Annotated in this window: 10 protein-coding genes; 3 read left to right on the top strand and 7 right to left on the bottom strand. The window is 69.1% G+C overall.

Annotation, left to right across the window (positions count from 1 at the left end):
* The first annotated feature begins 75 nt into the window (after window positions 1-75).
* Together hspQ and phhA are read left to right on the top strand one after the other, a co-directional pair.
* Window positions 76-405 carry a heat shock protein HspQ gene (hspQ, locus tag AC07NI_RS03635; protein WP_125157501.1) on the top strand — a complete coding sequence of 110 codons (330 nt, stop codon included), beginning with the start codon at window positions 76-78 and terminating at the stop codon, window positions 403-405.
* Between the two features lie 138 nt (window positions 406-543).
* Window positions 544-1,428 carry a phenylalanine 4-monooxygenase gene (gene phhA / locus AC07NI_RS03630; protein ID WP_494616309.1) on the top strand — a complete coding sequence of 295 codons (885 nt, stop codon included), beginning with the start codon at window positions 544-546 and terminating at the stop codon, window positions 1,426-1,428.
* Here phhA and AC07NI_RS03625 read toward each other — a convergent pair.
* The gene (locus AC07NI_RS03625; RefSeq protein WP_494616308.1) at window positions 1,383-2,600 is read right to left on the bottom strand and encodes an acyltransferase family protein; all 1,218 of its coding nucleotides are present in this window, start codon (window positions 2,598-2,600) and stop codon (window positions 1,383-1,385) included. The two genes, phhA and AC07NI_RS03625, sit on opposite strands and share 46 nt — an antisense overlap.
* A 133-nt stretch (window positions 2,601-2,733) precedes the next feature.
* Between AC07NI_RS03625 and AC07NI_RS03620 the strand changes: the two genes are divergently transcribed.
* Window positions 2,734-3,534 carry a LytTR family DNA-binding domain-containing protein gene (locus AC07NI_RS03620; RefSeq protein ID WP_494616307.1) on the top strand — a complete coding sequence of 267 codons (801 nt, stop codon included), beginning with the start codon at window positions 2,734-2,736 and terminating at the stop codon, window positions 3,532-3,534.
* Here AC07NI_RS03620 and AC07NI_RS03615 read toward each other — a convergent pair.
* The 6 genes from AC07NI_RS03615 to AC07NI_RS03590 all read right to left on the bottom strand — a co-directional run bounded on the left by AC07NI_RS03615 (window position 3,531) and on the right by AC07NI_RS03590 (window position 13,291).
* Window positions 3,531-4,028, bottom strand: a complete 498-nt coding sequence (locus AC07NI_RS03615; RefSeq protein ID WP_494616306.1) for a GNAT family N-acetyltransferase — start codon at window positions 4,026-4,028, stop codon at window positions 3,531-3,533. The two genes, AC07NI_RS03620 and AC07NI_RS03615, sit on opposite strands and share 4 nt — an antisense overlap.
* Window positions 4,025-5,365, bottom strand: a complete 1,341-nt coding sequence (gene astB, locus AC07NI_RS03610; RefSeq protein ID WP_494616305.1) for an N-succinylarginine dihydrolase — start codon at window positions 5,363-5,365, stop codon at window positions 4,025-4,027. Before astB ends, AC07NI_RS03615 begins: the two co-directional genes overlap by 4 nt.
* A complete protein-coding gene (astD, locus tag AC07NI_RS03605; protein WP_494616304.1) occupies window positions 5,362-6,813 on the bottom strand; it encodes a succinylglutamate-semialdehyde dehydrogenase in 1,452 nt (483 codons plus the stop codon). Before astD ends, astB begins: the two co-directional genes overlap by 4 nt.
* The gene (locus AC07NI_RS03600; RefSeq protein WP_494616303.1) at window positions 6,810-7,814 is read right to left on the bottom strand and encodes an arginine N-succinyltransferase; all 1,005 of its coding nucleotides are present in this window, start codon (window positions 7,812-7,814) and stop codon (window positions 6,810-6,812) included. Before AC07NI_RS03600 ends, astD begins: the two co-directional genes overlap by 4 nt.
* Window positions 7,815-9,059: a hydrolase gene (locus AC07NI_RS03595; protein WP_494616302.1), complete on the bottom strand. Its 1,245-nt coding sequence runs from the start codon at window positions 9,057-9,059 to the stop codon at window positions 7,815-7,817.
* A 101-nt stretch (window positions 9,060-9,160) separates the two neighbouring features.
* The gene (locus AC07NI_RS03590) at window positions 9,161-13,291 is read right to left on the bottom strand and encodes a translocation/assembly module TamB domain-containing protein (protein ID WP_494618240.1); all 4,131 of its coding nucleotides are present in this window, start codon (window positions 13,289-13,291) and stop codon (window positions 9,161-9,163) included.
* Window positions 13,292-13,357: the final 66 nt, after the last annotated feature.

The raw sequence follows: 13,357 nt of genomic DNA, 5'->3' as shown, positions 1-13,357 counted from the left end.
AGGCGCCCGCTTGTCATCCGGGTTCTGACCTCTACGTTCAGGATTCAGTCAGGTAGGCTGGCTATTCTTAACGCCATGAATTCGAGACTCGCCAAATTCGCGATCGGGCAGGTCGTCAGGCACCGCATCTTCCCGTTCCGGGGCGTGGTGTTCGACGTCGACCCCGTGTTCGCCAATACGGAAGAGTGGTGGCAGTCCATTCCGGAAGATATCCGGCCGACCAAGGACCAGCCGTTCTACCACCTGCTGGCCGAGAACGAGGACAACAGCTACGTCGCCTATGTGTCCGAGCAGAACCTGCTGCCCGACGACAGCGGCGAGCCGGTCGGTCACCCGCAGACCGCGGTGATCTTCGAGTCGTTCGACCACGGGCTCTACAAGCTTCGTCCCCGGATCTCGCACTGATCCCTGGCGCGCGATAGCCGCCGAAACCGGCATCCACTTTCGGCTATCGCGCTTTTGGCGGCACGCTTCTCCGCCGAACGGCGTTTTTGACGCAAACTCCGAACAGCATTTGCCAAATCCGGGGCGTAGCGTCGTCCCATGAGCGGAGATGGTTTTAGCAACGGACCGCCTCCGGGCGCGCGCCCGGATTGGACGATCGACCAGGGCTGGGAGAACTACTCCCAGGCCGAGCACGACGTCTGGATCACCCTGTATGAGCGCCAGGCCGACATGCTGCACGGCCGCGCCTGCGACGAGTTCATGCGCGGTCTCGACGCGCTGGACCTGCACCGCACGGGCATCCCCGACTTCCACCGCATCAACGAGGAGCTTCAGCGCCTGACCGGCTGGAGCGTGGTCGCCGTGCCGGGCCTGGTGCCCGACGACGTGTTCTTCGACCACCTGGCCAATCGCCGCTTCCCGGCCGGCCAGTTCATCCGCAAGCCGCACGAGTTGGACTACCTGCAGGAGCCGGACATCTTCCACGATGTCTTCGGCCACGTGCCGATGCTGACCGACCCGACCTTCGCCGACTACATGCAGGCCTATGGCCAGGGCGGCCAGCGGGCCTTGGGCTTGGGCCGTCTGCAGAACCTCGCCCGTCTCTACTGGTACACGGTGGAGTTCGGCCTGATGAACACGCCCGCCGGCCTGCGCATCTACGGGGCCGGCATCGTCTCGTCGCGGACGGAGTCGATCTTCGCCTTGGACGATCCCTCGCCCAACCGCATCGGCTTCGAGCTGGAGCGGGTGATGCGGACGAACTACCGGATCGACGACTTCCAGCAGGTCTATTTCGTGATCGACTCGATCCAGACCCTGCAGGAAGTGACGCTGCGGGACTTCGGCGCGATCTACGAGCGCCTGGCCGGCGCCAGCGAGATCGGTGTCGCCGAGATCGTTCCTGGCGACACCGTCATCACGCGCGGCTCCCAGGCCTATGCGAAGGCCGGCGGGCGCTTGGCCTCGGCCACGGCCGGCTGACCTTTCAGGCCGAACAGGATCCGCACGCCCGGGATGCGCCGCACGATCTCGTAGGTCGCGAAGCAGCCGGCAAACGTCGCCACGACCAGGATCGCGCCCTCCAGGCCCTGTGGCAGGCCCAGCTTGGCCAGGTGATAGGCCATGACCACGATCAGGGTCTGGTGCACCAGGTAGAATGGGAAGACGCCCAGCGTCAGGTAGCGCAGCGCCGGGCCGCCCTTGGTGCTCAGGTGCTTGGCCCCGAAGCCCAGGATGGCGACGATGGCGCACCAGGTGTCGGTGGCGAAAACAAAGCGCATCAGCAGCTTCAGTTGCGGTGGCGGCACGGCGTTGTCGGCGCGATAGGTCCAGACATAGGCGCTCCAGCCCGCCCAGGCGGTGATGGCGATGATCAGCGCCGGCCAGCGCACGGCGGTCAGGCGGTCACGCAACACCTCTGACTTTGCGAGGCCAAAGCCCAGCAGGAAGGCGCTGAACGAGACGGCGTGGACATAGTGGTCGCCAGCCAGGGCGTGAGTCTCGCCGTACTTGGCATAGAGCGTGGCGCGCAGCATGCCCAGGAACAGGATCGGCCAGGCGAACAGGCCCACGCCCTTCAGCGTCCACTCGACCGCCTTCTGAATATGCTCGCCGGCCTTCTTCCAGACCAGCAGCATTACCGCCAGCACCAGGGTGTAGAACAGCAGATAGGCCACGAACCACATGTGGTTCCAGGTCGGGGTGGTCAGGCACTTGCCGTCCGGCCCGCACCAGTGGCCCTGGGCGGTGGCGTAGCGGACCCAGAAGTTGTCGACCGACAGGCCGCTGTTCGGGTGCAGGGCGATGTACTCGACGACCTGGTAGTAGGACTGCGGCGGCACGATCACGAACATGGCGAACAGCAGCGGCGGCAACAGCCGCGCGATCCGCGCCCCGGTCAGCTTCCCGACCGGCGTCTTGTCGGCCATGAACCGTGTCGCCGCGCCCGAGACCAGGAACAGCAAGGTCAGCCGCCAGGGATTGGTCAGCAGCATGAAGGGCATCAGGCCCTCGACGATATGCGGCGACTTCACGTGCCATTCCCAGGGCACGTAGAACATGCCGGTGTGGTAGAGGATCAGCAGGAAGAATGCGCCGACCCGAATCCAGTCGAGGTCGTAGCGCCGATCAAGGGGTAAGACTGTCGTGGTCATGAAGGCGTCCGGCTTGAAAAGCGATGCCAAGGACCTGACTCACGCCACCCTCGCCGGCCAAGCGTCCGGGGATCAGCGGTCGCTGGCTGGGACGACCGGAAAACGACCAGGGACAAGCGGCGGGCTTTTCGGGATGACCGGCGAAGAGCGCCTGTGGCTCACTCGCGCCTGGCTGCTGGGCCTCGCCCTGATCGGCGCCATCTGCACCGTCAACATCCTGACCATCCAGCACGATGCGCCGCGCCTGGGTCCGATCCGACCGATCATCTGGGAAGTCAGCAGCGCCCTGGTGACCGTCGTGATCTTCCTGATCCCGGCCGCCATGGCGTTCTGGACGATCCGAAAGCGCCCGCGCTGGTGGGTCGCCGCCCCTGCCCATCTCGCGGCGGTGCTGACCTATTCCGTGCTGCACGTCGCCGGGTTCCTGGTCCTGCGCCATCTGGGCCACGCCCTGCTGCTGCATGAGCGCTACCAGTTCGGACCACTATCGACGGAGTTCCCGTACGAGTTCCGTAAGGACATCCTGGCCTATGGCCTGGCCCTGGCGATCTACTGGCTGGCGCTGAACCGCGCTGGCCAAGAGCCGCTTCAGGCGGCCGCGCCGGCCCAGCCGGCCCTCTTCGACATCCAGGATGGGGCCCGGCTGATCCGCATTCCAGTCGCCGAGATCCTGGCCGTGCGGTCGGCCGGCAACTATGTCGAGTTCGTCCTTGCTGACGACCGTCAGCCGCTGATGCGCTCGTCGCTGAGCGCTGTGCAGGACGACCTCTCCGCACACGGTTTCGTCCGTTGCCACAAGTCCTGGCTGATCAACAGCGCAAGGGTGACGGGCCTCAAGCCCGAGGGCTCTGGCGACTACGCCGTCGAACTGGGCGCGCTTGAGGTCCCGCTGTCGCGGCGCTTCCCCGAGGCCCTGGCCGCGCTCAAGGGCTAGAGCAGCATCCCCATCAGGATGTCGTCCTCGAAGCGGCCATCGGGCAGTCGGCCGCGTGCGACTTGCCGACCTTCGTGCTGGAAGCCGAGGCGTTCGTAGAGCCGCACCGCGCCAGGATTGCCGCCACCCGCCGCCAGCTCGATACGCAGGATCGCTGGCTGCTGAACGCGCGCCCAGGCGAACAAGGCCTCGAACAGCTTGGAGCCGATCCCCTGCCCTTGCCGCTGCGGATGCACCGCCACGGTCAGGCCGCCCAGCACGTGGGCGAACAGGGCGATGGTCTCGCGCTTGGCGTGGATCTCGCCGACCACGGTCCCGTCGGGCTCGACCGCGATCAGACAGATATCGGCGGCCAGCGCATAGTCGCCATAGTCCGGTGTGATCTCCTCGGGCGAGCGGGCCAGGGCGCCGGGCATCACGCCGGCGGCGGCCTTGTGGACGACCACGATCCCGTCGCGGTCGGCTGGCGTGGCGGGACGGATCGTGAAGCTCAAGCGGCCCTCTGGAACGGGTAGAAGTCACCGCCAAGGTCGAGGATCTGGGTCAGCTCGTCCAGCGCCTCGCGGCTCTCGGTCAACAGCAACGGATCGGCCAGATCGGCTGGGGCCAGACGGTCGCGATAGCGGCGCGTGACCCAGTCGGCGAGCGTGGTGTTCAGGCTGGGCGTGAAGCGCTGGGCGGGGTTGGTCGCCTCCAGCTCGGCGTCGGTCAGCACCACCCGCAGGCGGAGGCAAGCTGGCCCACCGCCGTTGCGCATGCTCTGGCGGACGTCGACATACTCGACCCGGCCGATCGGGCCGTTGGACGACGCCAAGCTCTCGGCCACCGCGAAGGCGCGCGGGTTGTCGCGTGTCTCGGCCGGGGCCAGCAGCACCAAGCGGTCCTCGCCGGGCACGATCAACAGCTGCGAATTGAACAGGTAGCTGGCCACCAGGTCGGCCAGCGGCAGGTCGGCTTCCGAGACCTCGACGAAGGCCGGTTCGAACAGGCCCTCGGCGGCGGCGCGAACCTGGCGCTCCATGGCCGCGCGGTCCTCGAAGGCGCGTTCGTGGAAAAACAGGCACTCGCGCGTGCCGACGCATACCACATCGTTGTGGAACGCCCCGCCCTCGATCGCCGCCCGGCCCTGTTGCGGGAACACCGCCCGCGCCGCGCCGTGGCGACGCTGGATGGCCTCGAAGGCCTCGCGAGTCTGGCGAGCCGGGAACTTGCCGTCCCAGCGCTCCCAGGCCTCACGACCCCAGACGAACATGTTGACGCCCGGCGCGCCGTGCTCGGCGCAGAGCCGGACATGGTTGGCCGCGCCCTCGTCGGCGAAATGCGGCTGGGCCGGCAACGGATCGTGGACGGCGAAGCGGCGCTCGTCCGGGAACAGACGGCGCAAGGCGCGGGTGGTCTGCGGACCTTCCAGGCTGCGATGCGGGTTGGTCAACAGGTTGGCCGGCGTGAAGTGGACTCGGCCATCGGCGGTGTCGGCGCTGGACGTCACGGTGGCGGCGTTGGCAGCCCACATCGGCGAGGCCGAGCAGGCGGCGGCGGCCAGGGCCGGCGCGTCCTTCCAGGCCTGCGCGATCACCGCCTCTTCCGAACCGGAGAAGCCGAGCGCCTTCAGCAGATCGACAGCCGGCCGCTCATGCGGCGGCAGCACGAACTGCGGGATACCCAGGTCCGAGAGCCGCCGCATCTTCGACAGCCCCTCCAGCGCCGCGCCGCGCGGGTTGGAGACCTCGCCGGCGTTCTTCTGGCTGGCCAGGTTGCCGGGCGAGAGGCCGACGTAGCTGTGGGTCGGCCCGACCAGGCCGTCGCAATTAGCCTCGACCGCGCCGGTCATCCCCGCAGCCCCTTGATGTCCTTCAGGGTGTCGGTGACCGCCGGCGCCTCGAAGCTGGCGACCGGATAGGCGCAGTAGTCGGCGGCGTAGTAGGCGCTGGGCCGGTGGTTGCCAGAAGCCCCGAGCCCGCCGAACGGCATCGAGCCCGCCGCGCCCGTCGTCGGCCGGTTCCAGTTCACCACGCCCGCGCGGATGCGGTTCAGGAACTGATCCCAACGCTTTGACTCGTTGGAGATAAGCCCCGCCGACAGGCCGTAACGCGTGGCGTTGGCGGCCTTCAGCGCGTCGTCGTAGCTGGCCACGCGACGCACCTGCAGCCACGGCGCGAACAGCTCCTCGTCAGGCGTATCGACGCCGGTGACGTCGACGATGCCGGGCGTCACGAAGGCTTCGCTGAGCCCTTCGACCGAACCCAGCGACCGGATGTGATCCCCGCCCATGGTGTCGGCGATCGCGCGCGCGGCGTTGGCGGCGCGGGCCGAGATCAACGGACCCATGAAGGCCTCGCCCTCGCCGTTCCAGGGACCGATCGACAGGCGTTCCGCCAAAGCGGCGGTTGCTTCGATCACCTTCCGCCCGAAGGCGTCGTCCGGCACGATCAGCCGCCGCGCGCACGAGCAGCGCTGCCCTGTGGTGATGAAGGCCGACTGCACGACCAGAGCCGCCACGGCCTCAGCGTCGTCGGCGTCCCAGACGACCAGCGGATTGTTGCCGCCCAGCTCCAGAGCCAGGATCACGTCCGGCCGGTCGGCGAAGTGGCGGCGGAAGAAGGTCCCGGCCGCGGCCGAGCCGGTGAACAACAGGCCGTCGATCTCCTGATTGATCAGCGCCTGGCCGGTCTCTCGCCCGCCCTGGACGAGGTTGACCACGCCCGATGGCACGCCCGACGCCTCCAGCGCCTCGACCATCAGCTGGCCGGCCAACGGCGTCTCTTCCGACGGCTTGAAGACCACGGTGTCGCCCGCCAGCAGAGCGGGCACGATGTGGCCGTTGGGCAGATGGCCCGGGAAGTTGAACGGCCCCAGCACCGCCATGACGCCATGGGCCCGATGGCGCAGCACGGCGCGACCGAACGGCATGGCGTTCTCGGTGATCCCGGTGCGCTCATCATAGGCCTTGATCGACAGGTCGACCTTGCCGGCCATCGAACCCAGCTCGGCCTTGGTCTCCCAAAGCGCCTTGCCGGTCTCGCGGCTCAGGGCCTCCGCGTAGGCAGCGGTGCGCTCGACCAGGATCTCCTTGTAGCGGCGCAGGACCGCGATCCGCTCTTCGCGTGGTCGATCGGCCCAGGCCGGGAAGGCGCGACGAGCGGCCTCGACCGCCTCGGCGACATCGGCGTCGTTAGCCGTGGTCTCGCTCCACACCGCCTCACCGGTTGCCGGATCGGTCGAGACCAGCTCCGGGCCGCGTCCTGAACGCCACTTTCCGTCAATGAACACGCCGCTCATGCCTTCACCCGCACCATGTCGCCTTCGCCCACGCCCAGGGCCTGAGCCGCGTCTCGCCCAAGGATCGCGCTGTCGCCATCGACCAGCACCGGCGCCCGCACGGCCCGAAAGCGCGCCAAGGCGCCGGTGGAGACCAGGGCCTCCTCGCCAAAGGCGTCCTCGCCGATCTTCACGCGCAGGGCCCGCGCCTCGCGCACCGTCTTGATGTCGTCGCGGCGCGCGGCGACCGTCGGGCCAGCGTCGAAGATGTCGATCAGGCCCTGGTAGCGGAAGCCCTCGGTCTCCAGCATGGCCCGCGCCGCCTCGCCTTCGCGGTGGACCCGACCCAACACCGCGCTGGCCTCGTTGGGCAGAAGCTCGGCATAGATCGGATGGCGCGGCGCCAGGTCGAGGATGAACTGGCCATCGGTCGAGGCGCTCATCATGTCGGCCTCGTCGAACTCCAGGCGGAAGAACTTGCTGGCCACGTGATCCCAGAACGGACAGCCGCCGTCCTCGTCGAACCAGCCGCGCAGCTCGGCCAGCACCATCTCGGCGAAGCGCTGGGGTTCCAGGCCGATCAGCATGTAGCGCGACTGGGCCAGCAGGCGCCCCGCCCCGCCCTTGCGCCGTTCGGGTCGCAGGAACAGCGAGCCGACCTCCGACCAGCCGGCGCATTCGTTGACCAGCACCAGGGCCCGGTGGTCGAAGCGCTTCTCCAGGGTCGGCGACGACTGGGCCAGGGTGACTACCCGGAACGAGAAGTGCGGGCGCTTGAGCCCCACGCCCGCCTTGACCCCGGCGACGCCGATCACGTCGCTGGCCTCCAGGTCCTCCAGCATCAAGGTGTACCAGGCCTCGGGCGGCGCGACGCCGGACTGGAAGCTGGCTTCGGACAGGGCTAGGCGGGCGCGCAGGGTCGGCTCGTCCTCGGGCAGGCTGGTGAAGCCGCGCCCGGACAGCACGGCCAGCTCCATCAGGGCGTCGAAGTCGGCGGAGCCGGCGGGACGGACGACAAGCATTCAGTGTTCCCCCATGGCCGCGCGGATCGCTCTGGCGTCGATCTCGCCGCTGGCCAATTTCATCAGGATCAGGGCCGAGAGCTGGGCGCGCTCGACGAAGCTTTCCGGAAAGGCGTGTTCGGCCTCGCTGTGGATGTCGCCGCCGCGCACGCCCAGGGTGTCGACATTCGGCAGGCCCGAGGCGAACAGGTTGTTGCCCTCGCAGACCCCGCCGGACGGCTTCCAGGCGATGTCCTGGCCCAGCAGCGCGCCGACGTCCTTCACCGCCCCGAACAGCTGCTGCTGGGCGGCGTTGAAAGGCTTGGCGCCGCGGGTGATCAGGCCGTGCAGGTGGGCGTGCAGGTCATCGCCGATCTCCCCGACGATGCGGGCGACCTGCGCCTCGAACCAGGCGGCGGCCTGCGCTTCCGGGAAGCGGACATTGAAGCGGACCACCGCCACGTCCGGCACCATGTTCAGCGGCGCGCCGCCGTCGATGCGAGCGACATTGACCGTTACGCCGTCGCGCTGGCCGTTCAGGCCGTGCAGCTTCTCGGCCACGCGCGCCGCGCCGATGATGGCGTTGCGGCCGGCGGCGAAGTCGCGGCCGGCATGGGCCGCGCGTCCGTGGATGACGATGTGGAAATTGCCCGAACCCTTGCGCGCCGAGGCCAGAGCCCCGTCGGCCAGGGCCGGCTCGTAGGTCAGCCCGACATGGCCCCGCCGCGCGAACTCGGCCAGCACGGGTCCCGAAGCGATCGAGCCGATCTCCTCGTCCGGCGACAGCAGCACGCGGTAGCCGACATTGGCGGCGTCGGGATGGCGCTCGAAGGCTTCCAGCGCCGCCAGCATCACCGAGATGCCGCCCTTCATGTCGGCGATGCCGGGACCGTGCAGCGCGCCGTCGGGACGCGTGCGGACAACCTGGAACGGGCTCGTCTCGGGATAGACGGTGTCGTAGTGGCCGGTCAGCACGACCTGAACCGGCGCCTGCGGCCGCACGATCACGGCCAAGGACGGCGGATGGGGAAACTCGGTCTCGCGGCCGTCGGCGCTGATCTCGCGCGAGGGCGCCAGCGGCGTCTCGATCGGCGCGGCGGGCAGCACCGCGGCCGCGTCGAGCAGAATTTGCCTCTGGCGCTCCAGCCCGGCCAAGTGCCGGCTGCCGGAGTTGATGGCGCACCAGTCCACAGCGCGGTCGACGATCAGGCCGCCATCGCGCGCGATGTGATCCAGAACCGCGCGATCTTCTGAATTGAGTCGCATGAAAAGCCGGTCCTCCCTCAGTCACGATAACCAAGGGCCGCGGGTAAAACGTTGTCACCTCTGAGGAGGAAACCGGTCACCCGCGCAACAGCCTTGCTGCTTTAGTAGTCCTTTCGCCACCGAACGGAAAGCTTAGCGTCGTTTTGCCCGCCGATGCGCGAGACCAGCGACAGCGTCCGGCGCACGCGCCATTCGACCTGGGCGGCTGGACCTTCGCGGCCGCCGCCGATGATCTCGACATAGACGTCGTCGGTCACGTACTTGCCGCCCGACACCGTCATGCCCGTGGCGCTCTCGGCGAAGGCCAAGCGGTCCAGGCGCGCGAAGCTGCGCAGGTTGCCAATCACGTCGAAGCCGCCGCCGCCCGCCAGCGAGGCCAGAGCCGAAGCCAGTTGAGCGGCCTCGATCGGTGACAGCTGGGCGGCGGACGAGCCGAACAGCACCTGGCTGAGCACTTCGTCGCTGGGCAGTTCGGGCTTGGAGGTCAGGGTGATCTCCGGCTTGGCCGCCGTGCCCTGGATGCGGACCACCGCCGTCAGGGACGTGTCCTCTCGGGTGGCCGACAAGTCCAGGCGGATGCGGTCCAGCTGGCTGGACAGATAGACCACGCCGTCGTCGTCGAACTCGAAGCGCTTGCCGGCGAAGTCGTACTCGCCGCGCACCATGCGCGCGACGCCCGACAGCTGCGGGGCCAGGGAGGTGCCGCCGACGTGGGCGGCCAGCGACAGCTCGACGTCCAGGCCGCGACCGCGCACGAACACACGGCGCGCCGCCTTCAGGTCGAGATCCAGGATCATGCCGCCGATGTCGGGGCGCCGCTGCAGGCCCTGATCGAGGTCCTGCGGACGGTTGCGCTCGATGACGTCCATGGCCACGACGCCGATGGGCGTCTTGCTCTGGGCCGAAACGTCGGCGCGGTCGATGGTGACGGCCCCGGTCAGCTTGATCTTGCCATCGGCCGAGCGGTTCACCGACGCCTGGCCAGTGGCGACCGCTGAGGCCAGGTCGTTGTCGATCAGGCGGAAGCTCTTCATGTCGAGCTTGAAGTTGCCGATCCCGTCGCGCGCCAGACTGATCCGGCCCTGGCCCGAGATCGAGCCGCCCTGCCCGTCCTCGCCGATGGCCTGGCTGACATCGATGGCGTTGTCGGCCAGGGCCGCGCGCAGGGTGACATTGCGCAGGCGCAGGCCCGTCTGGCCGTCGTCGAAGCCGCCGCTGTCCAGGGTGGCCGAGCCCAGCAGGCGCGGGTCGGCCAGGGTGCCGCCCAGGCTGGCCTGCAGGTTGATGCGGCCCGACAGCGAGCGGTCGGCGCCCATCAAGAGGTTCCACAGCGGCTTGATCTCGCCCTTGGCCGAGAACTGGCCCTGCACGCCGCGCTTCTTGTCGATCATCAGGCGCAGCGGCTTGGCCGAGGCCTCGACCGGCAGCACCAGATTGGCCTCGGCCTTCAGGCCCAGGCTGTTGTCGCCGTCGGCCACGATGGTCAGCTTGCTGTCGGTCAGGTCGCCGTGGACCTTGGCGTTCAGCGACTGCTCGATCTTGGCGCCGCGCTCGCGGGCGTTGGACAGGCGCATGGTGAAGTCGCCGCCCAGGGTCTCGCCCTGGCCGCGCAGATTGAACGAGCCGTCGATGTCGCCATCGAGATCGGGGTTGAAGGCGGTGATGGCCACGCCCGCCAGCTCGGCCTTCAGCATCGCCGTCGCGCCGCCCAGGTCGGCGTCGATGTCGGCGCGGCCCTTGTCGATGGCCAGGCGCAGGCGAGCCTGGGTCGGGCCGTCGCCAAAGCGGATCTTGGACGTCTCGCGCGTCTTGATCTCGGTGCGGCCCATGCGGCCGGCCGCGTCGAGGGAAAGGTCGTAGATCTTGCCGTTCTGGGCCAGGTCGCCCGTGCCGCCGATGCGCCAGCGACCACCGGGGGCCTCGCCGCGCGCGTCGATCGACAGCGGCAGGCGCGCCAAAGGGCCGTCGGCCTTGATCCGCGCCGAGCGCACCTTCCAGCCACCGGCGGCGATATCCTCGGCCGTCAGGTCCAGGGTGGCGGACGCCCCGCCGCCTCCAGGCGCATCGACCAGCTTGGCCGAGCCCTTGACCTGCCCCTGGGGCAGGAAGGCGCCGGGACCGATGGCCACGGTCAAGTCGGCGGTGGCCGGTAGGCCGTCGCGCAAGGACATCGCGCCCTTGGCCTTGGCCCCGCCGGCGTCGACGTCGAGCTCGGAAAGCTCGATGCCGCCCGTCGAGAAGCGGAAGGCCGTGCGCCCGCGCGCCGGGCCATAGCCGCTGTCGGCCGTCAGGGTCGCCGCCCCGTCGGTGGCGTTCGGACCATGCGCGAAGGTCAGCACCAGATGCGCCTTGGTCAGCGGCAGCATGGGCAGGTCGACGCTGTCGAAGTCGGCGTTCAACTCGGCCTTCGGCGCGGCCAGCGTGCCGCCGACATGGCCGTCGCCCGCCGCCTTGCCGGCGATCTCGACCGGACCAGCGGTGAAGGGGCCGGAGGCGGTCCAGTCCAGCTTGAAGTCCAACTCCAGGGCCTTGGCGACGGTCATCTTGCCCGAGGACTTCAGGCTGGCGTTGGTCCCGTCCAGCTTGGCGTCGGCGATGCTCAGGACCCCGTCGTTCCAGGCCCCCTTGCCGGTCAGGCGCGGCGTCGCGCCCAGCAGGCGGTCGATCTCGGGATAGCCGGTGGCGAAGCCCGCCGCGCGGCTGTCGACGGTGAAGCTCCAGGGCCGATTGGCGAGACTGGAGGCGGTCCACTTGGCGGTGACGGAGCCCTTCGCGCCTTGGCGAACCGGGCCCATGCTGGCGACCTTCATGTCGCCGTCGAACGACAGGCCGCCCAGCGGTCCGCGCTCGCCCTTGCCGGTGACGATGAGATTCGGCGCGTCGATGCGAGCCGCCTTGATCAGGAAGCGGCCGCCCTTGACCCGCGCGCCCTCGAAGGTCGCCTTGGGGCTGGAGCCCAGCAGGGCCAGGATGCCCGTGCCGCCACCACCCGACGAGGTCGCGGCGGCCTTGATCTCCAGCTCGCCCTTGGCCCAGCGAACCTTGGCCGGCCCCTTGGCGCGCTTGAGGTGGTAGCCCAGCAGCTCCAGGTCGGCGACGTCGATGTCGCCCTCGACCGAGAAGCCGCCCTCCTCCAGGCGGAAGACGCCATCGGCCTGGCCACGGCCCATCTGCGGGATGGTGACGATCCGCTTCAGCTGCCCGACATTGGCGCTGAAGGCGACGCCGTCGGGACCCGTGCGCTTCTTGGCCAGGTCCGCCAGGCCGTGACCGTGCAGCGTCAGGTTCTGGGCGATGATCGCCAGGTTCAGGTCCGAGAGACCGTCCTGGGTGGCCTTCTTGCCGTCGAGCGTGAAGTTCGCCTCCGGCCCGAACATCTTGGAGAGACGCTCCGTCAGGGTCGAGGCTGTCAGGTCGATACGGCCGCGCGCCGAGCCGCCCTGCTCGGTCCAGGCGCCGTCGGCCTGCAGCGGCGTGGTCGTGCCCGAGCGGGCCAGGACCTTGAACGCCGCGCGGCTGGTAGTGCCGTCGGCCTTGGCCTTCAGGTCGAAGGTGCGGTTGGCCGGCAGACCCAGCGCGCCGGCGATGGCGCCGCCATTGGCCTCGGTCGCGTCGGCGATGAGGTGCAGGCTCTTGGAGCGGCCCAGGTCGAAGTCGAGGTTCAGGTGGTCGCCGACATGCAGGCGCGAGGCGACGCCCAGCTTGCCCTTCTGCCCGCCCAGGCGCGCCATCTCGTAGTCGCCGTTGACGTCGAAGTCGCCGTCCTTGCCGCTGAAGGCCGGGCGGGTGATCAGGCGGAAGCGGAAGGCGTCGAGATCGACCGACACGGGGGCCGCGCTGGACTTGGGCCCCTTGGGCTCCATGGTCGGGCGGCGCAGGATCATGACGTCGCGCGCGTCGATGCGCTCGGCGTGGAAGCGGCGGCCGAACAGCTCCGTCGGACGCCAGGCCACGCGCAGGTCATGGGCCTCCAGCCAGACGCCCTGCTCGTCGGAAATGGTAAGGCGGCGAACGCCGAAGTCTTTCCAGATGTCGCCCGACAGGCCTTCGATCTTCAGCTTGCCGATACGGCCCAGCTTCAGGCCCGAGGCGCGGGCTTCCAGGAACATCCGCCCCTGCGGGGTGATCGGGGCCAGGCGCAGACCGCCCGCCAGGAAGATCAGCAGGCCGGCCAGGATCGCCGCGCCGATCAGCACGACGCCGCCCCAGCCGATCTTTTTGGCGGCCTTCACGGCGGCCTCGCCCGTCGCCTCGGCGGCGTGGACGACGGTGTCCGTCAGGTCAGGCTTGTCGTGCTC

Source organism: Caulobacter sp. GW821-FHT10E02 (genome assembly GCF_059415225.1).
Note: the sequence above shows the minus strand (reverse complement) of the source record. Positions and strands in the feature narration are given on the sequence as shown.

What these genes read in the sequence shown, in the direction of transcription:
- AC07NI_RS03595 (WP_494616302.1), bottom strand. Translation starts at nt 9,059, where the DNA reads ATGCGACTCAATTCAGAAGATCGCGCGGTTCTGGATCACATCGCGCGC.
- astB (WP_494616305.1), bottom strand. Translation starts at nt 5,365, where the DNA reads ATGACCGGCGCGGTCGAGGCTAATTGCGACGGCCTGGTCGGGCCGACC.
- hspQ (WP_125157501.1), top strand. Translation starts at nt 76, where the DNA reads ATGAATTCGAGACTCGCCAAATTCGCGATCGGGCAGGTCGTCAGGCAC.
- phhA (WP_494616309.1), top strand. Translation starts at nt 544, where the DNA reads ATGAGCGGAGATGGTTTTAGCAACGGACCGCCTCCGGGCGCGCGCCCG.
- AC07NI_RS03620 (WP_494616307.1), top strand. Translation starts at nt 2,734, where the DNA reads ATGACCGGCGAAGAGCGCCTGTGGCTCACTCGCGCCTGGCTGCTGGGC.
- AC07NI_RS03600 (WP_494616303.1), bottom strand. Translation starts at nt 7,814, where the DNA reads ATGCTTGTCGTCCGTCCCGCCGGCTCCGCCGACTTCGACGCCCTGATG.
- astD (WP_494616304.1), bottom strand. Translation starts at nt 6,813, where the DNA reads ATGAGCGGCGTGTTCATTGACGGAAAGTGGCGTTCAGGACGCGGCCCG.
- AC07NI_RS03625 (WP_494616308.1), bottom strand. Translation starts at nt 2,600, where the DNA reads ATGACCACGACAGTCTTACCCCTTGATCGGCGCTACGACCTCGACTGG.